Genomic DNA, 26,491 nt, shown 5'->3' on the forward strand with positions numbered 1-26,491 from the left:
CCGTTATTGCGCTTTGTCGGCTGTTGCAGACGGTGAAACTTCTGAAGGGCTAACTGGCGCACCTGGGCGAATTTTTTGTAAGCCTTCAACAATTACTTTATCGCCATCAGCTAATCCAGCGGTAACTAACCAGTTAGAGCCAATCGTTCTATCTACTTTTAACACACGGCTTTCTACGGTGTTTTCTTTACTTACAACCATCGCTGTTGGCTCACCTTTGGTGTTTCGGCTTACTCCACGCTGCGGCACTAAAATAGCGTCTTGTTTTACACCCTCAACCACTGAGGCACGTGCATACATACCCGGTAGTAATAACTTATCTGGATTTGGGAATTTAGCGCGTAAAGTTACCGACCCAGTGCTTGGGTCTACAGTTACTTCTGAAAATTGTAACGTGCCTTTAATTGGGTAAATAGAGCCATCTACCATTTGCAGCTCAACGTCGGCTTGTGCTTTTGAGTCAACACTTAGTGAACCAGAAGAAATGGCTTTTTTAAGTTGAGTTAGCTCGTTGCTTGATTGCGTTAAGTCAACATAGATAGGGTCAAGCTGGGTAACGGTTGCCAGTGCCGTTGTTTGATTAGCACTTACAAGCGCACCAACAGTAACGTTCGATTTACTAATTTGACCACTAATCGGAGAAGATACATGGCTGTAATCTAAGTTTATTTGTGCAGATTTAAGCTGTGCTTTTGCTGTTAATAGCTCGGCTTGTGCTTGCTTATATGCTGCATCGGCTTCATCAAAGTCTTGCTGGCTTACCGCTTTAATTTCTAGTAATTCTTTATAACGCGACGCTTTAGATTTACTGCTTGCAATACTAGCCTCTGCGCGCGCAACGGCCGCTTTGCTGGCTGCGAGTTCTGCTTCAAAAATGTCAGGATTAATTTGATAAAGCGCTTGGCCTTGCTCAACCTGTGTGCCTTCTTCAAATAAGCGAGATTGAACAATACCACTTACTTGAGGACGAATTTCAGCAATTTGAAACGCACTAACACGCCCTGGTAATTCTTTTTTAAGTGTAATAGCTTGGCTTGTTAAGGTGACCACACCAACAGGTGTCGCTGCAGGAGCAGAAGCCTTAGGCTGTTCAGCAACCTGATCACAACCACTTAAAGCAACAGAACCAACGAGGGCCGAAAATACAAAAAAAGCGATGCGGGAACGCTGCATGTAAAATACCTTTTAGTTTAGAATGAACGATCATTCTAAACTAAAGTAAAGCAATTAAAAATAGCTACTGAGCAACATTTACACATTTTTACAATTGAATAGATAAGTAACACAAATAACAGCTGAGTTATTTAAGCAACACCCATAAAAAAAGCAGTCAATGAACTTTCATTGGCTGCTCTTAAGCTATGTTGGCTGTCATTATTCGTTGTCAGTATTAACTCTAGAGACTAGTAATTGCTCAATACGAATTCCTTCCACGTCCACAACTTCAAATTTAAAACCTGCAAATAAAACAAACTCTGCGCGTTTAGGAATATGTTTCATGGTATAGATTAAATATCCGGCCACGGTTTCATAATGATTTTGATCAGGAAATTCATCAATTTCAAGTACCTTCGCCAGCTCAACAATCGGGGTTAAGCCATCTACTAACCAAGAACTCGCGTCGCGCTCAATAATTAACTCTTCACTTTGATGAGTAATTAAATCGCCCATAAAACCTTTCATTAAATCTTTAACCGTAACAATCCCAACCACCAAAGCATACTCATTAACTACCACCGCAAAAGGATGTACAGCGGTTTTAAACGCATTTAACGCTTCAGATAAACTCAATGTTTCGGGCAAGAAAAAAATATCTTTATCAAGCATGTCATCGTTAATATTTGCCGCCTCACCTTTGAGTACTTGGCGTAAAATATCTTTAGACTCAACAGAGCCAATTAACTTATCAAGATTGCCTTTGCACACTAAAAAGTGATTGTGCGGGTGATCTATAATTTTATTTGCTATATCGTCGCTAGATTCATCAATATCAAAATAAACAATTTGCTCACGCGGTGACATAACGCTTGATAAGAAACGCGCTTCTAAATCAAATACATTTCCTATTAAATCATACTCTTGTTGCTGTAAACTGCCATATTCAGCACCAGCATCCATCATCGCAACAATATCTTCAGTGGTCACAATATCTTCACGTTCGCTGGGCACTTTAAACACCCGTAAAACAATATTGGTTAAGCCATTAAAAAATAATACCAGTGGCGTGAGCGCAAAAGTAACCCAGCGCATAATTGTCACCACCCTCACCGCAACGGCCTCAGGTAAAATCATCGCTAAACGCTTTGGGAGTAAATCGGCAAATAAAATAAATAACGAGGTAATAATTAAAAACGATAATACAAAGCTAATTTGCCCAAGTAATGGACCTTGATAAAACAGCTGTAGTATTTCTTGCATGTAAGGAGACAATGCTTGCTCGCCAACAATCCCGCCTAATATGGCAATCGCATTGAGCGTAATTTGGATCATGGCGAAAAAAGCCCCAGGCTGCTCTTGCAACTTTAAAACAGCCAAAGCATGCACATTGCCCTCGTCCGCCATTACTCTTAACTTAATTTTGCGTGAAGCGGCAATCGAAATTTCTGACATCGCAAATAACGCACTCATCAAGATTAATAACGCAATCCCGATTAAATCACCCATTTATAACTCCAAAATAATCGCTTTTACAAGCAAAAGCAGCTGGATTATAGACGCTTTTATAGACAGGGCAATTGATATTTAAATAATATTAATAATTAATAAAAATCAAACACTTAATATTTATAGTTTAGACTCATATGAAGAAAAAGCCGCGCTAAGTTGTTGCTTTACGTTATCGGGTAGATTTTTATTACAGGCAAAATATAAAGGGGCTTGATGGGCATTGATGGGCATGAGTGATTCGAGTTGTAATTTGTTTAATAAATGAGATTGTTCATGGTTTATTCGCTGCGCAGGTATAACCACTAAATCAATACTCGAACTTCGTGTTTGAATTATCTTAAAAATATTATCAAAACTACTAAACAACATTAAATTTTCGTTTTCTTTAAAGCCTTTTGAAAGTAAGTAATGATGGCTGTGTAGTTATCTTTTAAAACCGCAATACGGTATTGCTTAGCCTGCTCTAAATTAGTTAAGGAAATACCTTTGCTTTTAAGGGAGTAAAAATTAGTGTCAAATTGGGCAAGCTTAGCAAACCAAATAAAATTATTTTCCCGTTCAGGCGAACGAGAAATGGAAAATATACAGGTTTGGGGATCTCTCAGTGCAATATTGTAAGCCATACTCCAATCGTTTACAGAAATTGAATAATCAATGCCTGCGCTATCAAGCGCCAATCGGACTTTATCGGCAGCATCACCTACTAAATTGTTATTCGCGTCCAGATACTGCGCAGGCGCGAAGTTCTCTGTTACAACAGTAAGTTTAGCCACACAATGATGGCTTACAATGAGCAATAATACACAATACCACTTAGTCACAATAACCCACTATATAAAATTTAAGATGTTACTTTTTTGGTAAAAGCAAATTTAATATAGCGGATTATTTACAAATAGCCAATTTTGGGCCTGTGGGATTAACGATTCATTGCTGCAATTAAGAATGCTGAAATTTTAGCGCCTTCTCTAAGCGTCGTCTCTGAGCTTGATTGCCCCACTAATGAGCTGTCGGTAAACGGTGCGATTTCCATCATATCTGCACCGGTTATTGGAAACTCATCAGCAATAGCTGACAAAATATCAAGCGCATGCTGTGGTGTTAATCCATTTTCTTCAGGCGTACCTGTCGCAGAGGCAAATTGCGCATCTAGTGCGTCAATATCAAAGCTTACATACACTTCATCAACCTTGTCGGCCTTTAATTGCGCGATTGTATCGGCAGCAACAGCGGCTGCGCCACGCTCAATAATTTCAGCTGCCCAGTGCTGTTTAACGCCAAAGGTACTTTCCCAATGTGATTTAGGCTTACCACTTGAGCGAATACCAAATTGAATTAAATGATGTGGCGCGGGTAAAAATTCTAAAATATGGGTACACCAAGAGCCAAAACATAAATCGATGCCTAAACGCTCAACCAATAAATCGGTGTGGGCGTCAAAATGAATAATAGCCGTACGCTTACCTTGGCTACGCTTTGCTTTTAAGTACGCTTTTGTCAGCGGGTAACTAATAGAATGATCGCCACCAATGCCAAAAATGCCTTTATCTTGGAATGTTGCATAAAAGCTGTCACATACATCTTCGGTAATAGACAGTGGACTTACGAAATGATCGTTATTGTCATTGCCATAAAGCGCTTTTTGGCAATTGGTAATTGTTGCCTCGTTTAAGTATTTATCGTGTAATAAATGCGGTATTACGCGCACATCACCTAAGTCAAATGAACGACACTGTGTTTGCTGGTCAATTAAAGCTGAACGTAAAAATAAAGGCCCCCAGTTTGCACCGCGTAAAATACCACCACCACAATCAGAGCTAATCCCCAGCATAACCGCTTTGTGGGGTGAGTTAGGTAATTCATTTAGCGAGTCACGCCATAAAGCATCGACATTTTCAGTTTGACCATATAATTTATTTCTGAGTGCTGCTTTGCGTTCTTTTGCCGTATTAACCGTGAATACACCGTCGCCAGGTGCACATAAACAGTGTTCAACTTTATTTTTAAATGCTTGAAATTGTGTGCTCATTGTAAACCCTTTTTCAATCTGAATATCTTGTCTATTATTGAGTAGTTATGCAAAACGACGAACGCTGAATAAATTAAAAATTAATTGTCTGTGGTTATAAAAATCACTGAACGTTGTGTTTTGCGAGGTTAGGTCAGCGGCAAAACAATACAAAACCTACTAACTAACCTTATGAATATAAACAATTTAAAATTTAGCTAACAACTCTTTTAGCTAGCTACTGGTTTGCTCTGAGGTATGAATATAGTGTCTGAGCAAACAAGTCAACTGGCTCATTTTGTTAGTGATTTTAGCCATTGATTGAATATTCAGAGTTGATGAATAAATCAATACGGACATCCGTCCTGTACTTCATTTAGGTTTCTCGTAATCATGTTAAATTGACAACAACTCTTATTAAAAAGGCTTAGTTATGGAAAAGGTATTTCACTTAGGACTGTGTATTGATGATTTAAAAGGTGCGAAACTGGCTATTGTTCCAGGGGATCCAGATCGTGCAGCACGCATTTCACAGTTCTTAGATAATCCAACCTGCCTTGCTCAAACGCGTGAGTTTCACATTTATTTAGGCCAATTAAACGGCCACTCAGTGGTTGTATGTTCAACCGGTATCGGCGGCCCTTCAACGTCAATTGCGGTTGAAGAACTGGCTCAACTTGGCGTACGTAGCTTTCTTCGCATTGGCACAACAGGCGCGATTCAGCCGCACATTAACGAAGGCGATATTTTAATTAGCCAAGCCTCAGTTCGTTTAGATGGCGCGAGTCAGCATTTTGCACCGCTGTGCTACCCAGCTGTTTCTGATTTTTTTGCCACTCAAGCGATGGTAAAAGCCTGTGAAAACCTAAACATCGATTTTCATATCGGTATCACCGCTTCAAGCGATACCTTCTACCCAGGACAAGAGCGTTACGATACGCATTCTGGTTATGTTCCTAAGTCATTACAGGGTAGCTGTGAAGAATGGCAAAAACTAGGCGTGATGAACTACGAAATGGAATCGGCTACTTTATTTACTATGTGTGCCGCTCTTGGCCTACAAGCAGCCTGTGTTGCAGGTGTATTAGTAAATAGAACACGTCAAGAAATTCCTAACGTAGACCACGGCGAGATTGAGAAAAAATCGGTTGCCGTGGTACTTGAAGCCGCTAAAGTGTTACTTGGCTAATGTTACGCTAATAACCTCAAGTGTTGGCAAGCCAGTAAAGCTTGCTAACACGGCTTTTGCCACCCCTGATTGGTTTTCATGACCAGCCGTTTCTAATAACGTAACTGATTTAACTGTTTGCTTATCAAAGCTCAGTCCTGCTAAAAACAACTGACTCACAGCACTTTGTAATGGCGATAAACTCGGGCTGTACGCTGCATTTTCTGCATAGCTGCCATAAAAATCACCGTTTTCAAACGTACTTATTTTTACTGCACTGTAATTTTGGCTGTATGGCACATAAGCCGCTAAAGCATAGCTCATCAGCTTTTCATCAAGTTGTTTGTTTTCAAAGCAATTAGTTTGCTCTGCTGGGTTAAATAAGCTGTGCTCATTGCCTAAATCGGTTGGTCCAAATGAATGAGGTAATAACTCTGCCAATTTAAAGTTTTGTGCTGGCAGTAAAATATCAAGCTCTTTCGCATCAGCGAGTTCATTCATAAATTGACGACAGTACCCACATGGGACATCACTAATCGCTATTTTAAGAATTTTTTTACCGCCATTTAACCAGGCATTATTAATGGCAGATTGCTCACCGTGCACCACTAAACTAAGTGCTTGATGGTCAAACTCAGCGTTAGCGCCAAAGTAAAAAGTGGTGTTTCCTTGTGAATCAAGCCCTTTTACAATTGCGCCGACATGAAATTTGGAAATAGGTGCAACGGAAAACTCTGAAGCCATAGGCACTAAGCCTTGTAATAATGCATCGTCGCTAACATTAAGCTCGGTGCAAAGCGCTTTAATATCGCTTGAATATAAAATACCGCGTTGAGTTTTTAATTGACTGCGTAGAGCTTGCGTTTGCGCTACGTTTAGAGAAATGTGTGAATTGCTAAGTGCTGTATTATGTTGCACTTTAAAAGTTGCTGAAGCCATAATAGTTTTTATTTGTTCAATGGCCAAGTAGTGTAAAAGGTTGGCAAACTAAATACCAGCCTATTCAACGTAAAAAAAGGGAACACGTCGTGTGTTCCCTCTAAAACTAATCTAGTTTTGGATTAACCTGTATTACGCATACCCGCTGCAATACCGGTCATAGTGATCATCAAGGCATTGTCTATATCATTTTCATTGCCTTTATCATCGCCACGAGAACGACGTAATAGCTCAACTTGTAATACATTAAGCGGGTCGGTGTATGGGTTTCTAAGCCCAATAGACTCTTTGATCCAAGGCTGATCAGCCAATAAGCTTTTTTGTGGGCTTAATGATTGCACTAACGTCATCGCCTCACCAAGTTCCTCTCGCAAGGCAACACCTAAAGGCTTATACATCTCTTCCACCAGCGCATTATCGTAATGCTCACTCAACCAGCTATCCGCTTTACTAAATACCATTTCTAGCATTTCTAAACGTGCTCTAAAGAACGGCCATTGCAAACTCATTTCGCTTAAGGTTTCAATCCCATATTTTTCAAGCGCGGCTTTAAGTCCACTTAATGCACCTAACCATGCAGGTAACATTAACCGGTTTTGACTCCACGCAAAAATCCATGGAATAGCACGTAAGCTCTCAACCCCTCCATTTGGATTTCGTTTTGCAGGCCTTGAGCCTAACGGTAGTTTTGACAGTTCTAATTCAGGTGTCGCCATTCTAAAGTAAGGCACAAAGTTTTCATCGTGGCGCACCACATTACGGTAATGCTCACACGACACATCGCTAATTAATACCATTACTTCGCGCCACTGTGATTTAGGCTCTGGTGGTGGCAATAAATTACTTTGTAGTACCGCACCTGCATAAATATTTAAGCTTTGTAATGCAACATTAGGCAGGCCAAATTTAAAGCGGATCATCTCACCTTGCTCTGTTACCCTAAGCCCGCCTTTTAACGACCCCGGCGGTTGAGAATGCAATGCTTGTGCAGCAGGCGCACCACCACGTCCAACCGTACCACCACGTCCATGGAATAAAATAAGCTCAATACCGCGTTCATCCGCTAGTTGTACGAGCTTATCCATTGCCTCATATTGTGCCCAACCAGCAGCCATCATGCCTGCATCTTTGGCTGAGTCTGAATAGCCAATCATTACATTTTGGGTGTTTTTGATGTGTCCACGGTACCACTCGTTATTTAAAAGCGTAGTGATGACGTTGTGGCCATCGTTTAAATCATCCAAGGTTTCGAATAAAGGCGCCACAGGCAGTTCAAAACCACAGCCTGACTCTTTAAGTAATAACTGCACCGCTAAAATATCAGAAGCTGTTCGGGCCATAGAAATAATATATAAACCAAAGGTTTTTTCATCTTGTTGCGCAATAACATCAAAGGTGTCAAGCACCTCTTGCACTTCTGGACTTGGTTGCCAATGCCTAGGAATTAGCGGACGACGTGAATTGAGCTCTGTCAGTAAAAAAGCTTGTTTGTCTTGCTCTTCCCACTGATTGTAATCGCCAATACCTAAATGACGGGTTAACTCAGAAAACACATCGCTGTGTCTTGACGAATCCTGTCGCACATCCAGTTTAGCCAAACGCAAACCAAAGCTATTTACACGATGGATCACATCTAATAGCAAGCCATCAGCAACCACTTGCATATTGCATTTTAATAATGAGCGATAACACACCTCAATTGGGTGCTTAATTTGGTTAATATCAGTAATTAAATCTTGTGATTCTGTACGCTTATTTTTAATTTTAGCGCTTAAGTACATCACTGTTTCAGCCACTTGATTTTTAAGCGCTTTGAGCACGGCTCGATAAGGTTCAAACTCTTGCCCTGCCAGTTTAATAAGCTCATCGCTGGCATCAGACATAGAAAGTTCAGCACACAAAGTTTCTAAATCACGCTGGTATAAATCCAGCGCCATCCAACGGCCATGATCGAGTACTTGCTTAGTCACCTCGGCGGTTACAAACGGGTTACCATCACGATCTCCCCCCATCCACGACGTAAATTCTATCGGGCTGTAGTTGGCAGGTAGCTCAAGGCTCAAATGCTGTTTAACATGCTGGCTAAACTCACGTAAAAAACGTGGCACGGCATCCCATAAGCTATTTTCAATTACCGCATAGCCCCATTTAGCTTCATCAACAGGGCTTGGACGAGAACGACGAATATCGTCGGTATGCCAAGCTTGGCTAATTAGCTGCGCAATTCGATTTAATATCGCTTCGCGCTCTTGCGCAAGGTTGTCGGTACGCTCAAGCGACGCTAAACAATCGCTTAGTTCAACATGTTTGTTAATAATAGTACGGCGAGTCACTTCGGTTGGGTGAGCGGTTAGTACTAAGTTTATGTGGAGTTTTGAGAGTGTGTCGGCTAAATGATTATGATTAAGCTGACCTTGTTCGGCCTTTGCTGCTAACGTTTTTAATGTTTGAGTGAGAGGATTTAGTTGGCAAAAACCAACATCATTAAAACGTGATACGGTATGAAACTGCTCTGCAACATTAGCTAAGTTTAAAAAATGATTAAATGAACGGGCAACCGGTAAAAGCTCCTCATCACTGAGCGCATGGAGTACATCAATTAACGCTTGGCGATCGGCTTCATTGCCACTGCGAGATGATTTTGATAAAGCCCGAATTTCTTCTACTTTATCTAAAATCTCTTGGCCTTGGGCATCTTTAATAGTTTGTCCTAATAATTGCCCAAGTAGATTAACATTACCTCGCAAGGCGGCATATTGTTCACTCATTTCTAGCTCTCCTTCGTTTCTTGGAGACCTATTAATATCACTAAGAGGGAATATTTAATAGATCCATTTGCATTGTCTTGTCGTAAAAAAGCATATGTAAAATAAACACAAAGCGACAAAATGATCATTTTTTACGATGGCAGTTGCCCCCTTTGCAATGCAGAAATGCAACATTTAAAACGTGCCGATGTTGATCATAAAATTACACTAGAAGATTTAAATGCGGATGATTTTAGTGAGCGTTTTCCTGCAATCGATAAACAAAATGCCATGGATTTATTGCACGCCCAAACTGATAAGGGGCAGATGATTTACGGCTTAGACGTCACTTATCAAGCTTGGCGCATCGTTGGAAAATACCGCTGGCTTAAAATAATTCGTTTGCCAGTAATTCGCTTTTTTGCCGATCATGCTTACACTTTTTTTGCAAAATATCGTCACCACATTAGCCGTTTTTTAATGCCCAATGCGCAGTGTAGTAATGGTCAATGCAATATGAAATCTAAAGGTGAAAAATGAAAACAGTGATTTTATTTGGCGCCAGTAGCGCCATTGCACAATCCTACGTAAATCATTTAAATCAGCAAGCAACACAATTTAATATAATTTGTGTCAGCTCATCGAATATTGAGCATAATGATGACAAGGAAACCTATTTCCACAGCGACTACTCTGCGCAAAGCCTAAATGAGCTAACCCAGTCGTTAAAGTCACAACAAATTGAGCTTGCTCAGGTAATAATATTTAATGGTCAATTACATAACGACCAGCACATGCCGGAAAAAAAGCTCGAAGAAATTAACAGTGATTATTTTATGCAGCTTTTGCACTCTAATACACTTGTCCCCCTGCTGTGCTTACAAAGTATAGTGCCGCTGCTTAATCATAAAACTCACTGCACAATTACCGCTTTGAGCGCTCGTGTAGGCAGTATTAACGACAATAAATTGGGTGGCTGGTATACTTATCGCGCATCCAAGGCTGCGCTGAATATGTTATTTAAAACAGCCGCCATTGAACTTGCTCGTCGCGCTAAAAATACCAAACTGATTTTATTTCACCCAGGTACTACAGATACACAGCTCTCTAAGCCATTTCAAAAAAATGTGCCCGCAGATAAACTGTTTACCCCTGACTTTGTTGCTCAGCAATTATTTAAATTTACTTACGAAAACCCACAGCTAGAACTCAACGGCGAACCTGCCTACCTAGATTGGCAAGGAAACACCATAAAATGGTAAGGAACAAACACATGCATTTTTCCAAAGACCGCATAGCCGCACTTGAAAAACATACCCGTACACACTTTATCAACTCACTTTCAGGGTTTAAAAGTGCAAACTTAATTGGCACACAAGACTTACAAGGTAATACTAATCTAGCCATTGTCAGTTCAGTTATTCATTTAGGCGCACACCCACCGCTAGTAGGCATGATAATGCGCCCGCACAGCGTACCAAGGCATACATTTGAAAATATTATAGAAACAGGTATCTATACCATTAATCAAGTAAACAGTGATATATACCAGCAAGCACACCAAACATCGGCACGTTACGCTAAAGATGAGTCTGAGTTTGATGCTACGGGGTTAAAAACAGAGTACTTAAACGAGTTTAACGCTCCATTTGTTGCACAAAGTCGACTTAAATACGCGGTAAAATTTGTAGAGAATCAACATCTAGCAGTTAATGGCACTGAGCTGGTTATTGGTGAAATAATGGATGTGTATGTCGATGAATCAGCACTCCAAAGTGATGGCTTCTTAGACTTACAAGCCATCGACACAGTTGCAGTTACAGGGTTAGATAGCTACCACACGGCGAATAAGCTCAATCGTTTACCCTACGCGAAAAAATAGCCCAAGGTTATCAAGTCCTTGGGAATGAGGGACTTGATAACTCCCCCCATTTGTTCAGTCCCTTGTTCACTAATCGCAATTAATTTGAATTGAACGCATTTAGCCTACACACTATACAAAATTTTGTAGGAGAAATATATGACCACAGTTGGTATTGGTACACACACACCCGAACAAGCACTTGCTAGTTTAAGCAATATGACCCACTCAGTAACGCCAATTCAGGCCGATGAGTATTTAGTGCGTATGGCCAAAGCGCAAGCTTATATGCAAGCTAATAATATTGATGCGATATATTTAAATGCAGGTACCAACTTAACGTATTTTACCGGTATGAAATGGTACGCCAGTGAACGACTAGTCGGCGCTATTTTACCCGCCATGGGTGAGGTGCAATACATTGCCCCCCACTTTGAGATTGGCTCTTTAAATGGCTTTAAAGTCATTGATGGCCCAATACACGGCTGGCAAGAACACGAGAACCCTTTTGAGCTATTCGTTAAAGTGCTAAAACAGCTTAATATTAGCGACACCGCTACCGTGGGTATTGATGAGAGCGCACAGTTTTTTATTTTTGATGGCATCAATAAAGCCAGTTCAGGATTAAAACTAGTTAACGCACAACCTGTAACCGCACATTGTAGAATGCATAAATCAGCCAATGAATTAGCATTAATGCAATGCGCTATGGATATGACTTTAGCGGTTCATCAGGCTACGGCGAGCATGCTTTATGAAGGAATTAGCACCGTAGAAGTCGAAGAATTTATAAAAAAAGCGCATCAAAAAGTAGGTGCCCCAGGTAATTACTTCTGTATTGTATTGTTTGGCCTTGCTACCTCATTCCCTCATGGTGTAAAAGATCCGCAAATTTTGAAAAAAGGCGACATGGTCCTTATTGATACCGGATGCAAAGTACACGATTACCTGTCTGATATTACCCGTACTTACGTATTTGGTGAAGCAACCAGCCGCCAACGCCTATTTTGGGATTTTGAAAAAGCGGCCCAGTTAGCAGCTTTCAATCAAGCCGCCCTTGGCGAAACCTGTGAATCGGTTGACGAAGCAGCTCGCAGCTACTTAGCAGCTCAAGGCTTAGGCCCTGAATACCAAACACCAGGTTGCCCACACCGCACAGGCCATGGTATTGGCTTAGACATTCATGAATGGCCATACTTAGTGGGCGGCGATAAAACCCCGCTTGCCACAGGCATGTGTTTTAGTAACGAACCAATGCTGGTTATTCCAGATGAGTTTGGGGTTAGATTAGAAGATCACTTCTATATGACAGATGACGGTCCGCGTTGGTTTACCCAGCCAAGCCACAGCATTGACGACCCATTTGGCTTGAACAGCTAACCTGAAAACATTCAATAAACGAGCAGCACTTTCGCTGCTCTTTTTATGTTCAATGATTGATAAACTAAACTTCATCCCAATATCCATTGTTATTAAAAAGCAATCCTTCAAGGATCCCTATGAAAAACTTAAAAATTGATATCGTCTCAGATGTAATGTGCCCGTGGTGTATTATTGGGTATAAAAACTTAGAAACCGCATTGGCAGAATTAAAAGACGAAATGAGTGCGGATATTACATGGCACCCTTTTGAGCTTAATCCAGATATGCCACTTGAAGGACAAGACTTAAACGAGCACTTGCAGCAAAAATACAGTTTAACTGAAGAAGAAAGCGCGCGAAATCGTCAAAACATGGCGGATGCGGGTGAACGAGCTGGGTTTACCTTTAATTTTGACGGTAAACGCATCATGATCAACAGCTTTGATCTACACCGCTTGCTAATGTGGGCGCGTGAAGAAGGCAAACAAACTGAGCTGAAATTGGCGTTTTTTGAAGCACACTTCACCGATTTAAAATATTTAAATCAAGAAGATGCGTTACTGGATGTGGTAGAAAAAGTCGGCCTTAACAAAGACACAGCCAGAGAAATTTTACACTCAGATAAATACGTACAAGCGGTACGCCAAGAGCAAAATAACTTTAAACAAATGGGAATAACCTCAGTACCTACTTTCATTATAAATGATAAGTACGCGCTTACCGGTGGGCAGCCGAGTGAGTCATTTATTCAAGCGCTTAAGCAAATAAATGAAGAAGAAGCCAAGCAAGACACTTAAAAAATAAAGTTTAAAACCAAAAAAGGCTGCACATCGCAGCCCTTATTTATCTCAGTTAGTATTTTTTAAGAAGCGTTTAAACAACGTGCATAATATTTAAGAATTTAATCTGACACTGAACTTTGAACGCCTTCTCTATAGGTACCTAACAGTTAGATACTTCAAAATTAAATCTGCTTATGGTGAAAATTAAATAATGCTGCCTTTTAACGGACTCGTTCTTTTTCTGGATATACTAAATTTTTTATCTGTATTTTTAGCGTAATGATAGAAATTCAAGCTAGTCTGCGTGACATCTTCAATAAACCATCCAGGTATCTTAACTAAAGAATAGCCATGTTTAGAAAAGTGTATCTCAATTGATTTAATCACGGGCTTTTCAACAATCGTGATATGGTCTGCTTTAATTAAATCTATAACCTTTTCACCTTGAATCAATGTCTGCTCATTTAAATCGACAATAATCGGTTTATTTTTAAAAAAATCAACGAGAAAATAGGTAATAAATACCGGTATGAGAATAATTGATAATTGGCGCAGTGTTACAGCTCTAAAGTAGGTCTCTTGATGAGACCAAGTATCAGGCGTGGTGAACCATATTATGAAGATATAAACCGCTACCGCTAAAGTCCAGCGGTGTAGGCGAAAAAGCTTTTTAAGGTCAAAAGTCAATGTCATTCTTTTTAGCATTAATTTAATCTCACTTTCATTCGGATGCTATAAGCGTTCCCCACATGTGTAAGTGACTTAAATTTAAATATTTGGTCAATTTCACTATCTAGTTTAAAGTTTTTAGCACTTTTTAGATCCTTTTCAGTAAAATACAAGTTAATTCCAAGGCTATTTAAGCTATTAATCTCATCATATGTCTGCAATCCATCTTCGTTTTTGTCATTCCAAATAAATAACTTTTCAAAAATTGGATCCAAATTGTTTATTACGTTATTACTATCATAATCAAACGTCATTAAGCCCTCTAAATCAGTAGCAGATTTTTTCGGAGAAAATAGAGAAAACATAAATTCAGTGCGTTTGTCTATAATGCCAGAACCATTCTAATCAGCAAAAAGAACAGCATTTCCTTTAGTGGGCCAACTTAACTTATCAAGAATCCCATCATTATTTACATCAAATAAATATGGTGAATTGTCTAATTTTGTATAGGAAAGACCATCACCATCTAAGTCCAATATTATAGGGCGAATACTACAACCGGCGCTTCTACGTTTATGTGGAGGGATCATTGAACATATAAGATCATCGATAGCATCGTCAGCTAATTTAAAAATATTTGGTAAGCCAAACTTTAAGTTAATAACATTCAGAAAATCTTTATGATTAAATCGCTCTAAGTTTTTATCGCCCCACGCCTCAATTTTAGGAAGTACGACCATAGCTGACACCATGACCACTCCAGTTGTCAAAGCGACGGGGGCACCAGCAACAATAGCAATGCTTCCGCCTGCGGTCATTGCCAAACCAACTAAAGTTGTAGCTAATTCAATTCCAGCGTAACCCCACTCCTCATTGACTAAGTGGTTTGAAATCTGCGTAGTGCTATTAATTGTAGCAATCAAAGCATTTGCTTGTCCTAACGATTTGGTAAGCTTTGCTGCCATATCTGGATTAAGGTCATAGTTAGACAAAATGTAGTTAACCAAAACCTTTACCTGCAAAATCGATGAAATAAAATCTGCGGTCTGTTCGTTATCCCATATTTCTTTATCATTCTGACTTTCTAAAATATCTTGCAGATCTCCCATTTTCATATAATTGGGATAAGGGTTATCTGAAATATAGTAGACATTTGCTCGATAACTGTTATACCAAATAGAAAAATCAACATTAACAGGTTCACCATTAGAAAAGTAAGCTTTTGTTTTTTGTACACTTTTTACTCTCACTTTCAGTATTACAGTCCATTGCAGCATAACTATTTACTGAGAGCAATGTAGCCAATGATAAAGCTGATAATTTTTTCATATTTAAAATCCTTTTTTATTGTATCAATATATTAAATGTTTTTATTACGCTTATTATGTTAACCCTGCACACAAAAGTAAAGCAAAAAATTAACAAATTTATTTAAAAAGGGTACATGGAACTGATTTAAATTAGAGTAATGTAAGTATTATTTACTTAAATCAAGAAGATGCGTTACTGGATGTGGTAGAAAAAGTCGGCCTTAACATAGACACAGCCAGAGAAATTTTACACTCAGATAAATACGTACAAGCGGTACGCCAAGAGCAAAATAACTTTAAACAAATGGGAATAACCTCAGTACCTACTTTCATTATAAATGATAAGTACGCGCTTACCGGTGGGCAACCGAGTGAATCGTTTATTCAAGCACTTAAGCAAATAAGTGAAGAAGAAGCCAAACAGGAGCAATAATTTTTCGGGTTAGGCTACATTTTGCGGCCTAACCTTATTAATTTTTTAAGTTAAACACCCGTCTGTTATTTAAATTAAGCCCGTCCTCAACATCACGATAATAGTGCTCATAAAGCGCATTTAACTCGCCGCTATCTGCTAACTTTGTTAAGCCTTGCTCTAATAACTCAATGATTGCTTTGTTATTTTCGTTTGCGTAAAAATAATAGTAATTATCGTATTGCAGCATAATATGAGGCTCAATAACAAAGTTATACTGAGGATGTTTACGTATTTCGGCTTTTATAGCAGTTACTGAACGCGGAAAATAATCGCCAAGTCCTTCATCTAACGCTTTTAACATGCTTTCATAACTCAAATCACCATTAACTGTTAAGCCATTGTTCTTTAATACATAATAATCAGACCAACTTTGCTTTTGTAAGGCTATGAACGGCTTTAGTTGTTCAAGGGTTTTTATATCTGAAAATTCACCCAACCGGCTTTGTTTAACCATGAGCAAGCGCTTTGAATGCAGCCCATTATAAATAGGATAACTTGTGCGGATTAAATGTCTTTGCTCTGCAAGGGAGTTTGGCAAAGTTAACCAAGCTAAATTAACATCATCGTTACGTGTGAGCTCTTCTAAAATTCTTTTAGTATTCATTGGCTCAAGACTATAAGCAATATTGAGCTTTACATTAACCTTTGCAAAGCTCTTTTCTAATAATGTTAAAATATAGTGGTTTTTTGGTATGTCTTGGGTGCTTGGTTTGCCAAGCTTAAGGGTGATCGTTTGCTCAGTGCTACTGGCAAAAAATGACACTGCCATTAAAATTAAACTGCAGCATAAAATAATAAGCTTCATAGTTATTCCAAGTTGCTTTAGCAATGTAACAAACTAAACAAATGATAAGTATAGCGGCAACTTAAAATTGCGTTAGTTTATGTACGATAAAGCACCTTAATCACATGCCAACCAAATTTCGTTTTTACTAAATGCGGTTCTAAAATTGCACCACTAAAGGCAACCTTATCAAACTGTGGAACCATTTGGCCTCGTCTAAACTCACCTAAATCACCGCCTTTTTTACCCGATGGGCATGACGAATACTTTTTAGCTAAAGTTTGAAACTTTGCGCCTTTGCCTAATTGCTTGATGATGTCTTCTGCAATCTCTTTATGTTTTACTAAAATATGCAGTGCGTGCGCCGTATTTGCCATGAAAAAGCCCTTAAAACCTATTTACTAGTAATTAAACGCCGCGATTTTAGCACAGCCAATATAGTCAGGCATCTATTAAAGCACTTATAAATAGTGGGCTTGGTCTTGCTTTGAAGGGATCCTGCAATAGTGATATTTACCAAATAAGGTATATCGATTTGATGCAATTTTATCATAAAGCCAATTGTTAAAACGATTTGGCAACACACTAAACATACCACTAAGTTTCCACGGATAGCCTAGCTGTTTAATCACCTCAAAAAATGCATGGCTTTGTATAAATGCTTGAGCGTTTTCAATGTAAACCATAGAGGCAAAATCAGTTGTCGAATAGCAAAAGTGCATTAATATTTGCTGCCCTTTTGGTGATTGTACACTGCACAGTTTAAACATGGCCTGAGGGTCGTGAGCAATAATAAAATTACACCACGCACTACAAAGCTTGCACTGGGCGTCGAACAGTATAATTTTTTGGCTTTTTATTAGCGCGGCGGTATGGGTCATTAATTGCTTGCTCAAGTGAGGGCTTATTGCTGCACAGGTTTTTTTTGTAGCTTGCGCTGCAAAGTGCGTCTATGCATATTAAGCTGCCTTGCAGTCATTGATACATTACCGTTGTTACTGTGCAATACATGTTGAATATGCTCCCACTCTAAACGCTCGGGTGACATAACCTCTTCAGGAATTTCGGTTACTGTCGATACCGGCTCTACTTTTAGCGCTTTTAATAAGCTTGCCATATCGACAGGCTTAGTTAAATAGTCATTAGCGCCCAAGCGCATCGCCTCTACGGCTGTAGCTATACTTGCAAATCCGGTAAGCAATACAATATGCGCCTTGGGTAACAAGTGTCGCAGCGGTGCAATAAGCGCCAGCCCATTTTCATCTGCTAACTTCATATCTAATAAAATACAATCAGGTTGCTGCTGGCGAGCCCTAAGTAAAGCCTCTGTTTGGTTATGTGCAACCTCACAGTTAAAGCTGTGTTTTGTTAAGCGCCTTGCCAAAGTGGTAGCAAGGTTAATGTCATCTTCAATAATTAGCAGCTTCATAGCGCCGACTCGGTTATTAATAGTGGCATTTGTATCTTGGCCACCGCCCCACCATCGGGGTGATTATAAACAGTTAACGAACCATTTAAACGCTCGAACGTGACATTTGATAGCATAACCGCTATTCCCATGCCTTGCTCGCTGGGCATGAGCTGCCCGCCTAACTCCGCTAACTCTGAGGATAAAAAACCAGCGCCAAAATCCCGAATAATTAACGCAATACTTTGCGCATCTGGCTGTTGCCAACTCAACTCTAATTGCATTTGGCCTTTTTTTTCGTTAGCAAGCGCTGCATTTTGTAATAAGTTTAAAATAGCAGGTAGCAGCATCGCATCACTTTTTAATGTGGCTTTAGGCGCCTCATTAAGCCAGTTTATTTGTTGATTAGGGTATTGTAATAGCAACGTATCATGAATTTGATTTTGCAGCTGCTCTGCTTTTATAGGTGTTTGCGTGTTTTTATCTCGTAGCTGCATAGAGAGCTTTCTAAAATCATTAAGCTGAGTGCGGCATTGCAGCAAGGGTGCTTGCATTTGCTGAATAATTTCATTGTTGGGATACTCTTCTACAAGCTCTTCAAACAATAATTGTAAATTAGCAATAGGCGTTGCTAATTGATGAGTAATTTGCGCCGCTGCGCCATCGAGAGTAACCAGTTGTTCACTGCGCAACTGTTTCTCTCTAACTTTGGCAATAGTGCGCTCACGTTGTTGTAAAGCACGGTTCATTGCACCAATAACCAACGCAATCACGCAGGCACTGATAACAAAATTAACCCACATACCAATAAAGTGGCCACTCATGTTCATTTGGTGCATGCTATGCTCTGGCATTTTAATCAGTAGCATGCTGTAGGCAGCGATAGCCAGCACAGCAATATAGGCAAGCCCACGAGCGCTCAATGTAATTGCCGCTATCATAATAGGTAACAATAATAACGACACAAATGCGTTAGTTGCACCGCCACTTAAAGACAACAAAATAGTTAAAAAAAGTACGTCAGCGGTCAGTTGCATCAGCATGCCAACTGGCTTTGCTTGGCTAACATTTCTATAAGCAATGATACTTGCTAACTGAAAAACCGCCTCAAGCGTAATAACGGCTAGCAACGGCATGAGCGCAATTTGATGCTCTAATAAAAAATAAACGCTTAACACCGCAATAAGCTGCACAGCAATGGCGCCACTGCGCAGCATTAATAACCGGCTAATAGCAGGATCGGTTTTAATTAACACAATAAGATTCACCTGACTGAATATACATTGCTTTGTTATCCATTATAAATAATGCTTTTTAAGTAATGATTTCATAATATGCGCCCCATATTAGCTGCTCACTCAGCCGCACTCAAGCATATATGGTCAACAAAGTATTCGTATTCTATTAAGCTTAGAAAGCCTATGAGCTATAGTGTAAAACACGCAAAATCATTAAAAGCATTTAATTAACACAATAAAAATAAGCCACTTACCTTTAAACAAAAATGCAGCAAATAGTCCGTAAAATAGCAGTAATTACTAAGCAAACCATGCTATAAACTAGTGTTAACAGCTAATTTTTGATATAACGTCCTCATTAGACGAACACGTCATACCACTTTTAAGAGAACACACTATGCCTTACGCACATATCACTGGTTGGGGTAAATGCATTCCACCAGCAAGCATCAGCAACGACGAAATAAGTGAAATTGTAGATACAACCGATGAGTGGATCACCACACGCACAGGTATCAAGGCACGAAGAGTTAGCCATGTAAGTACTGCTGAACTTGCTAGTGTGGCTGCAAAACATGCCATTGCTTGTGCTGGCGTAGATGCAAAAGATATCGATTTAGTTATTTTAGCAACGTGCACCCCCTCAACAGTAGTTGCAAACACCGCCTCATTAGTACAAAAAAATATTGGTGCCACAGGCGCTGCAGCCATGGACACCAACGCGGCATGTTCTGGTTTCTTATATGCTTTACAAGCTGCGACAGCGCAAATTCAAGCTGGCATGATCAAAAAAGCTGTCGTTATCGCGGCTGAGCGCATGACGTGGTATGTAAACTGGGCACGACGCGACAGCGCAGTATTATTTGGTGATGGTGCCGGTGCCGTTGTGCTTGAAGCAGCAGAAACACCTGCAGGCTTATTAGGGACTAAAACCGGTTGTGACAGCGAAGATCGTGATATTTTACACATTACTAATTTTGGCAGTGATTTAAATAAATATGAGCCAATTGGTCCATCAGACCTTTTATTTGAAGGCCGTGAAATATTTAAACGTGCCGTTAAAGGCATGAGTGAAGCCTGTGACGACGTGCTTGAACAAGCCAATCTTAAGTTAGACGATATCGATGTACTAGTTCCGCATCAAGCCAATCTACGCATTATTCAAGCTATTCAAAATCGCTTAAAAGTGGATGACGAAAAAGTAATGGTCAATATTGGTGAATATGGCAACACCTCTGCTGCCACCATTGCAATTGCATTGTGTGAAGCCGTTGAGCAGGGCTTAATTAAACCGCATGCAAACATTATGTCGGCGGCATTTGGGGCTGGCCTTACTTGGGCGGCAAGCTATATAAAATGGGGCGAGCGAGTAACGCCTATCGCTATTAGTGATGCTGAGCTTCCACCGTGTGATAAAACGGGTTTAGAGCTTGTTGCACCGGCTGTAAAAGCGTGTAAAGACGCAGAGCCTAGTTAAAAGCTAATATATATGACCATGCACATGTATTGATAAACAGCGCACTGCTTTTAGTGCGCTTTTTGCTTTTTAAGGAAAATATATGCAACTACTAGGCATTCATCATGTAGCCATCATTTGTAGCAACTACCCACGCTCTAAACATTTTTATAGTGAAATATTAAAACTCACGATTATTAATGAGCATTATCGTGCACAGCGTCAGTCTTACAAACTCGATTTAGCTTTACCTGATGGTAGTCAGTTAGAATTATTTTCGTTTAATGATGCGCCAAGTAGACCAAGCTACCCCGAAGCACAAGGACTTAGACATTTAGCATTTAAAGTTGGGTGTATTAATACTGCTAAACATTATTTAGAGTCACACAATGTCATCGTCGAAAATATTAGAGAAGATGAAATAACCGGCAAAAAATTCACCTTTTTTGCCGATCCAGATGGCTTACCCCTTGAGTTATATGCACTTTAATATCTAATAACTCAAGGTATATTTAATTTAGTTAAATCGATTTTGTAAGTAAGTAAATACTGCACGAATACCCAGTGCCTCACCACCAGCTGGACGCCCAGGTAATGCACGTAAATTCCATGCCATTACGTCAAAGTGAACCCATGGTGTATTTGGCTCTACAAACTCTTTCAAATAAAGCGCAGCGGTTATTGCGCCACCAAATGGCGTACTTGCACAGTTAGCCATATCAGCCACATCGCTTTTCAAAAATGGTTTGTATTGCTCGAATAACGGCAATTGCCAAACAGGGTCGTTAACTTGTATTCCCGAGTCCATAATGGCATTTGCTACAGCGCGATCCGTTGAGAAAAATCCCGGTAACTCTGTACCTAAAGCAACGCGGCACGCACCGGTTAATGTAGCAAAATCTATGATTAATTCAGGATCATCGTTTTGTGCTTCGCTTAAAGCATCACACAGTACTAATCGCCCTTCTGCATCGGTATTGTCTATTTCGACCATAATACCTTTACGGGTTTTTACTACATCGCCAGGGCGAAATGCATTACGCGAAACAGCATTTTCAACCGCAGGCACTAAAACACGAAGGCGTATTGGTAAGTTAGCGGCCATAATTAGCTGAGCCAGGGCAATAACATGCGCAGCCCCACCCATGTCTTTTTTCATGTTGCGCATGCCTGAACTGGGCTTTAAATCCAGTCCACCGGAATCAAAACACACGCCTTTACCGACTAACGTAATTTGTGGCGCATCGACTGCCCCCCATTTCAAGTCAAGTAATCGTGGTTTATTTTCACTCGCGCGCCCTACCATGTGAATAGTTGGGTAATTTTGCTCTAATAACTCATCACCTATCCACTGCGAAAATTCACCGTCGAATGTATCTGCTAGGTCACTCATGACTTGTGATAAGTGCTGCGGCATCATATCGGCAGCTGGGGTATTAACTAAATCGCGTGCTAAATTAATGGCATCCGCTTGTTGTTTTACTTGTTCATATAATGTTTTATCAGCAATACCAAGCTGAGCTTTAGCGGTGGCTTTTTGTTTGTATTCACTAAACTCATAACCACCTAACACAAAGCCTAAAGCAAGTTGAGCAACTAAAGACTCATCACCTTGAATTTGATAACAACCCGCAGGTAATTTACTGGCAAGCTCGCCAGCAGCCCAAAAATCATCAGTGCTTTGCATTACACAAAATACCTGACTTAGTTCACCCGTTTCTGGGTTTGGTACTAGTGCGAGTCCTGATTTTTCAAAATCTGTGTTTGCTAGCCAGCGCTGTACAAAACTCGGTTGCTGCGTAAGCCAATCGGTTAGTTCGTTTTTAACGATAAATGATAGAGGAATTCCTGAAGAGGTATGACGAAGTAAAGCACTCATTAAATGACTCACATAATAGAAAATGATGCCTTAGCATAACAATAAGCACTATTAAAAGGTATAGCTAATTATGTTCTACTAGCTTACTTCTTCTTTGAGGGCGTTGAGTCTTGCTCTTGGTTTTGTTGATCAATTTCTTTAATCGGCTTATTCATACTAAAAGAACTCGGCAATACATCAACACCTACTAACTGCCCTAGTTTAACAACCAGTGGAATAGTTAATGGTGCAAACGGTAATAACGCAAAAACGCCTAGCCCTAGTCCTTTTAATATATCAACAAACTGCTCGTTGGCGCGTTTTAGTTCTGCTTTATTTGTTTGCCCTTGGGTATAACGCCTATAAATTATTAGCATTTCTTTGGTTTCTTGCCTTTCTTGGGCAAGCGCAATTTTAAGCGCGACCATAGCACGACGAAAGCGTAGTTGTTGTCGCTTTTTACTTATTTTAGCAACCCGCCAGGGTGCACGATGGATAACTTTATATAATCGCATAGCCTGTATTCTCACACAGCGCTTTCAGTTCACAAAGAATAATTTACACGCTTTATTCAATCATTTATTCTTAAAGTTCTTTTTCCTCAGTTTTAATTAAAAACATGCAAAAAAACATACCCAACACTAAACCCGAAAGGCCAAAATCTGATGAGTGCTGCGGCGGTGGTAGTTGCTGTCCATGTGTATGGGATGAGTACAAAGAAAAACTTGCACAGTGGAAAAAACATCATGGTGAAAATATCAATAGCAAGTCAGTTTAATTCAATAATAGAAAGTAGCTAAAATAGCTTATTTAATTAATAACTATGTATCAATGCCTGCTTTTACCCCCTTTCCCCGCCCTACTTATGATTAACTCTGCGTTATTTTTAGATAAACCATTTGTTTCAACTTGTTAAATAGTGGTTAACTACCCATTACCCTCTTTAGTTTTTTTATCTATAGTCTATTTCGAGGACTCACAGGAGGTGCGCTTAGTTTATTAAGCTTTTAGGAGTGAGTTAGCAATATCTGCTCCCCATTGAATGTGAACCGTCCACAATAAAGTCATCAAATAGACTATACAAATCAATTCTAACTGGGGATATTTAGAATGAAATTAAAAAGCAATGCGCTTCAACAGGCCATCAAATTTGCTCTAGCAACAACAGCCGCAGGCTTATTTGTTTCTGGTTCAGCAATTGCTCAAGAAGAGCAAACCGAAGTTAAAGTTAACAAAAATGTAGAAAAAATTGCCGTAGTAGGTACGCGCTCTGCGCCTCGTTCTATTGGTGACTCTCCTGTACCTATCGATATTATTGGTGGTGAAGGGCTAAGTAAATCAGGTAACACTGATATGCTAGAGCTATTAAAAGGGGTTATTCCTTCTTTAAACGTACACTCAATGCCAATCAGTGATGCTGCTTCATTAGTGCGCCCTGCAAACTTACGCGGACTACCTTCAGATAGCACACTAATTTTACTTAACGGTAAACGTCGTCACCGTGCTTCAGTTATCGCCTTTTTAGGTGGTGGTATTAACGATGGTGCGCAAGGTGCTGATATTTCAGTAATTCCAAGTATTGCACTGAAACAAGTAGAAGTACTTCGTGATGGTGCCGCTGCACAATATGGTTCTGATGCGATTGCTGGGGTTTTAAACTTCCAACTTATAGATGCCTCTGAAGGCGGATCTTTCGAAGTTCGCAAAGGCGAATATTATGAGGGCGACGGTGATACAACTCAAATTTCAGGTAATGTGGGCTTACCATTTACCGATAGCGGTTTTGCTAATTTAAGCTTTCAGTACAAAACAGCCGACGCAACCAGCCGCTCAGTACAAAGAGCGGATGCTACCGCACTTGATGCCGCTGGCGTACCAAACATTGCCCCGATCACCCAAGTATGGGGTGCACCTGAGGTAGATGACGACATCTCTATCTTTGGTAATATTGGTTTAGAACTTACTAACGACTCACAATTTTACATGTTTGGTAACTACTCAGAGCGTGATGTACGCGGTGGTTTTTATTACCGTAACCCACATACTCGCCCTGGTGCATACTCAAATGATGGTGGCGAAACACTGCTTGTTGGTGATTTAACCGGTGATATGAGCGGTAACTGTCCAACCATTATGATTGATGACAACGTTCTTGATAACCCTGACTATATTAATGGTGTAGCAAATAACCCTGATTGTTTCGCATTTAACGAAATGCTTCCGGGCGGTTTTACACCAAACTTTGGTGGTAATATTACAGATACGTCACTTACTATCGGTACTAAAGGTGAGTTTACTGGCGGCTTTTTAGAAGGCGCTTATTATGATCTAAGTGGTAAGGTTGGGTATAACGAATCTCGCTACTTCATATACGACACAATCAATGCTTCACTGGGTCCAGATAGCCCGCGTGATTTTAGCCCAGGTAAATATGAACAATTAGAGAAAAACTTTAATTTTGATATTTCAAAAGGGTTTGACTTTGATTTAGCTTACGATGTAAACATTACCGGTGGTTTAGAATGGCATGAAGAAACCTTTACCGTAGTGGCAGGTGATGAGGCTTCGTTTATTGCAGGTCCATTAACTGATCAAGGTTTTGGTATAGGTTTTAACGGTTTCCCTGGATTTAAACCATCAGATGCAGGCGAATGACCGTCGTAACTATGCAGCTTATATTGATATTGAAGCGCCATTTACTGAAGAGTTCTTAATGGGCTTAGCGCTTCGCTACGAAGATTACGATACCTTTGGTTCAACCACTAACTATAAGTTAATGGGTCAATACCACTTGACTGAAGATCTAAATATTCGTGGCTCTATCAGCACCGGTTTCCGTGCGCCTACCGTAGGCCAAGCGCATGTTAGTAACGTACAAACTAACTTAAGCAGTGGTGTACTAGTAGATTCGGCTTTGTTACCACCTACAAACCCAATTGCTATTCAACTAGGTGGTACTGAACTTGAGCCTGAAGAATCACAAAGCTACACCTTTGGTGCGGTGTATACTATTGGCGATTTATTCTTAACGGTTGATTACTACAACATCCAAGTAGATGACCGTATTAGCCAATCAGATAAAATTGAACTTAGCCAAGCAGATAAAGACACGCTTGAAGCTGCGGGCGTACCTAACGTACAAAACCTTGCGCAAGTTAGTTTCTTTACTAATGACTTTGATACCACTACACAAGGTGTTGATTTAGTTGCTAACTACTCAGCTGAATTGTTCAGTGGTAGCTCTACATTTAGCTTAGCGTACAACTGGAATGAAACAGAAGTAACACGCTCAAGTGATATAACTGGTGCATTTAAAGTAAGTCGTCTTGAAAATGACTTACCTAATCACCGTGCAACACTGAGCTGGGCACAACAATGGGAAAGCTTTTCAGCATTTTCTCGCCTTAACTACTTTGGTGAGTACCAAGGCGTTCATGTAGATTATGATGAAACAGCTAAAATGGCTGACGCAGCAGTCACGTTAGATATAGAAGTAACCTACTTCATGAATGACTCAATTAGCTTCTCATTGGGTGCACAAAACTTACTGGATCAAGAAGCAGAGAAACTTGATTTCACAGTGGCACCAAATAACAACTGGGGTGGTAAGTACTACGAAACATCTCCATACGGAATTAATGGTGGCTTTTACTACGCTAAAGCAACCTATACTTTCTAACATGTGTTAATGATAATCAAAGGCGAAATGTGTAATGCATTTCGCCTTTTTATTGCCCTTTATAAACCCATTTAAAGTGA

General features: G+C 40.0%; 26 protein-coding genes and 2 pseudogenes. 11 read left to right on the forward strand and 17 right to left on the reverse strand.

Annotation, left to right across the window (positions count from 1 at the left end; translation table 11 throughout):
- Positions 1-3 precede the first annotated feature (3 nt).
- The 5 genes from QMA00_RS02575 to QMA00_RS02595 form a co-directional block, all read right to left on the reverse strand.
- Entirely contained in the window at positions 4-1,173 is a 1,170-nt protein-coding gene (locus QMA00_RS02575) for an efflux RND transporter periplasmic adaptor subunit (RefSeq protein WP_076921693.1), read from the reverse strand.
- Positions 1,174-1,374: 201 nt separating this feature from the next.
- Positions 1,375-2,664, reverse strand: coding sequence for a hemolysin family protein (locus QMA00_RS02580; RefSeq protein ID WP_036983877.1), 1,290 nt, complete (start codon positions 2,662-2,664; stop codon positions 1,375-1,377).
- A gap of 120 nt (positions 2,665-2,784) precedes the next feature.
- Positions 2,785-3,036: a hypothetical protein gene (locus QMA00_RS02585; RefSeq protein WP_290155888.1), complete on the reverse strand. Its 252-nt coding sequence runs from the start codon at positions 3,034-3,036 to the stop codon at positions 2,785-2,787.
- Complete coding sequence (locus QMA00_RS02590; protein WP_290155890.1) at positions 3,036-3,440, reverse strand: transporter substrate-binding domain-containing protein; 405 nt, start codon at positions 3,438-3,440, stop codon at positions 3,036-3,038. Before QMA00_RS02590 ends, QMA00_RS02585 begins: the two co-directional genes overlap by 1 nt.
- Before the next feature lie 146 nt (positions 3,441-3,586).
- Positions 3,587-4,696 (reverse strand): arginase family protein, encoded by a 1,110-nt coding sequence (locus tag QMA00_RS02595; protein ID WP_008464328.1) that lies wholly within the window; start codon positions 4,694-4,696, stop codon positions 3,587-3,589.
- A gap of 412 nt (positions 4,697-5,108) precedes the next feature.
- Here QMA00_RS02595 and udp point away from each other — a divergent pair, with 412 nt between their 5' ends.
- A complete protein-coding gene (gene udp / locus QMA00_RS02600; protein WP_008112319.1) occupies positions 5,109-5,864 on the forward strand; it encodes a uridine phosphorylase in 756 nt (251 codons plus the stop codon).
- Here udp and cdd read toward each other — a convergent pair.
- On the reverse strand, positions 5,853-6,782 hold the full coding sequence (gene cdd, locus QMA00_RS02605; RefSeq protein WP_036932763.1) for a cytidine deaminase: 930 nt from the start codon (positions 6,780-6,782) through the stop codon (positions 5,853-5,855). The genes udp and cdd overlap by 12 nt on opposite strands.
- A gap of 122 nt (positions 6,783-6,904) precedes the next feature.
- Complete coding sequence (gene ppc / locus QMA00_RS02610; protein ID WP_076921690.1) at positions 6,905-9,550, reverse strand: phosphoenolpyruvate carboxylase; 2,646 nt, start codon at positions 9,548-9,550, stop codon at positions 6,905-6,907.
- 120 nt (positions 9,551-9,670) lie between these two features.
- Here ppc and QMA00_RS02615 point away from each other — a divergent pair, with 120 nt between their 5' ends.
- From QMA00_RS02615 to QMA00_RS02635, 5 genes are all read left to right on the forward strand, one after another.
- On the forward strand, positions 9,671-10,069 hold the full coding sequence (locus QMA00_RS02615; RefSeq protein WP_008464323.1) for a DUF393 domain-containing protein: 399 nt from the start codon (positions 9,671-9,673) through the stop codon (positions 10,067-10,069).
- Positions 10,066-10,791, forward strand: a complete 726-nt coding sequence (locus tag QMA00_RS02620; protein ID WP_008464321.1) for an SDR family NAD(P)-dependent oxidoreductase — start codon at positions 10,066-10,068, stop codon at positions 10,789-10,791. The genes QMA00_RS02615 and QMA00_RS02620 overlap by 4 nt, the downstream gene beginning before the upstream one ends.
- Positions 10,792-10,802: 11 nt before the next feature.
- On the forward strand, positions 10,803-11,411 hold the full coding sequence (locus tag QMA00_RS02625) for a flavin reductase (protein ID WP_008464320.1): 609 nt from the start codon (positions 10,803-10,805) through the stop codon (positions 11,409-11,411).
- A gap of 138 nt (positions 11,412-11,549) precedes the next feature.
- Entirely contained in the window at positions 11,550-12,770 is a 1,221-nt protein-coding gene (locus QMA00_RS02630) for a Xaa-Pro peptidase family protein (RefSeq protein WP_008464319.1), read from the forward strand.
- 119 nt (positions 12,771-12,889) lie between these two features.
- Positions 12,890-13,549, forward strand: a complete 660-nt coding sequence (locus QMA00_RS02635) for a DsbA family oxidoreductase (protein WP_076921687.1) — start codon at positions 12,890-12,892, stop codon at positions 13,547-13,549.
- Positions 13,550-13,738: 189 nt separating this feature from the next.
- Here the strand turns inward: QMA00_RS02635 and QMA00_RS02640 are convergent, their stop codons facing one another.
- From QMA00_RS02640 to QMA00_RS02650, 3 genes are read right to left on the reverse strand one after another with little or no spacing between them, the layout of a single operon-like run.
- Positions 13,739-14,239, reverse strand: a complete 501-nt coding sequence (locus QMA00_RS02640) for a hypothetical protein (protein WP_076921684.1) — start codon at positions 14,237-14,239, stop codon at positions 13,739-13,741.
- A complete protein-coding gene (locus tag QMA00_RS02645) occupies positions 14,239-14,568 on the reverse strand; it encodes a hypothetical protein (RefSeq protein ID WP_076921682.1) in 330 nt (109 codons plus the stop codon). Before QMA00_RS02645 ends, QMA00_RS02640 begins: the two co-directional genes overlap by 1 nt.
- A 36-nt stretch (positions 14,569-14,604) precedes the next feature.
- Entirely contained in the window at positions 14,605-15,480 is an 876-nt protein-coding gene (locus QMA00_RS02650) for a hypothetical protein (protein ID WP_076921679.1), read from the reverse strand.
- Between the two features lie 205 nt (positions 15,481-15,685).
- Between QMA00_RS02650 and QMA00_RS02655 the strand changes: the two are divergent.
- Positions 15,686-15,946, forward strand: a pseudogene (locus tag QMA00_RS02655) (DsbA family protein); the annotation flags it as partial.
- A gap of 37 nt (positions 15,947-15,983) precedes the next feature.
- Here the strand turns inward: QMA00_RS02655 and QMA00_RS02660 are convergent.
- From QMA00_RS02660 to QMA00_RS02680, 5 genes are all read right to left on the reverse strand, one after another.
- On the reverse strand, positions 15,984-16,793 hold the full coding sequence (locus QMA00_RS02660) for a transporter substrate-binding domain-containing protein (RefSeq protein ID WP_028834138.1): 810 nt from the start codon (positions 16,791-16,793) through the stop codon (positions 15,984-15,986).
- A 77-nt stretch (positions 16,794-16,870) separates the two neighbouring features.
- Positions 16,871-17,149, reverse strand: a complete 279-nt coding sequence (gene ppiC, locus QMA00_RS02665) for a peptidylprolyl isomerase PpiC (RefSeq protein ID WP_008464312.1) — start codon at positions 17,147-17,149, stop codon at positions 16,871-16,873.
- 84 nt (positions 17,150-17,233) lie between these two features.
- A complete protein-coding gene (locus QMA00_RS02670; protein ID WP_076921677.1) occupies positions 17,234-17,653 on the reverse strand; it encodes a DCC1-like thiol-disulfide oxidoreductase family protein in 420 nt (139 codons plus the stop codon).
- Positions 17,654-17,676: 23 nt separating this feature from the next.
- Positions 17,677-18,201: a response regulator gene (locus QMA00_RS02675; protein ID WP_064663847.1), complete on the reverse strand. Its 525-nt coding sequence runs from the start codon at positions 18,199-18,201 to the stop codon at positions 17,677-17,679.
- Entirely contained in the window at positions 18,198-19,436 is a 1,239-nt protein-coding gene (locus tag QMA00_RS02680; RefSeq protein ID WP_076921675.1) for an ATP-binding protein, read from the reverse strand. The genes QMA00_RS02675 and QMA00_RS02680 overlap by 4 nt, the downstream gene beginning before the upstream one ends.
- A gap of 379 nt (positions 19,437-19,815) precedes the next feature.
- Here QMA00_RS02680 and QMA00_RS02685 point away from each other — a divergent pair, with 379 nt between their 5' ends.
- Positions 19,816-20,895 (forward strand): ketoacyl-ACP synthase III, encoded by a 1,080-nt coding sequence (locus QMA00_RS02685; RefSeq protein ID WP_028834141.1) that lies wholly within the window; start codon positions 19,816-19,818, stop codon positions 20,893-20,895.
- Positions 20,896-20,977: 82 nt separating this feature from the next.
- The gene (locus QMA00_RS02690) at positions 20,978-21,364 is read left to right on the forward strand and encodes a VOC family protein (protein ID WP_008464296.1); all 387 of its coding nucleotides are present in this window, start codon (positions 20,978-20,980) and stop codon (positions 21,362-21,364) included.
- Positions 21,365-21,391: 27 nt separating this feature from the next.
- On the opposite strand, the gene QMA00_RS02695 is transcribed toward QMA00_RS02690, so the two are convergent.
- Both QMA00_RS02695 and QMA00_RS02700 read right to left on the reverse strand, forming a co-directional pair.
- Positions 21,392-22,753 carry a leucyl aminopeptidase family protein gene (locus QMA00_RS02695; RefSeq protein ID WP_076921673.1) on the reverse strand — a complete coding sequence of 454 codons (1,362 nt, stop codon included), beginning with the start codon at positions 22,751-22,753 and terminating at the stop codon, positions 21,392-21,394.
- 83 nt (positions 22,754-22,836) lie between these two features.
- Positions 22,837-23,247, reverse strand: a complete 411-nt coding sequence (locus tag QMA00_RS02700) for a hypothetical protein (RefSeq protein ID WP_076921671.1) — start codon at positions 23,245-23,247, stop codon at positions 22,837-22,839.
- 104 nt (positions 23,248-23,351) lie between these two features.
- Here QMA00_RS02700 and QMA00_RS02705 point away from each other — a divergent pair, with 104 nt between their 5' ends.
- A complete protein-coding gene (locus QMA00_RS02705; protein WP_076921669.1) occupies positions 23,352-23,510 on the forward strand; it encodes an oxidoreductase-like domain-containing protein in 159 nt (52 codons plus the stop codon).
- Positions 23,511-23,842: 332 nt separating this feature from the next.
- Positions 23,843-26,411 (forward strand): annotated as a pseudogene (locus tag QMA00_RS02710) (TonB-dependent receptor).
- Positions 26,412-26,491 lie beyond the last annotated feature (80 nt).

Source organism: Pseudoalteromonas sp. APC 3694 (genome assembly GCF_030407565.1).
GTDB lineage: Bacteria > Pseudomonadota > Gammaproteobacteria > Enterobacterales > Alteromonadaceae > Pseudoalteromonas > Pseudoalteromonas tetraodonis.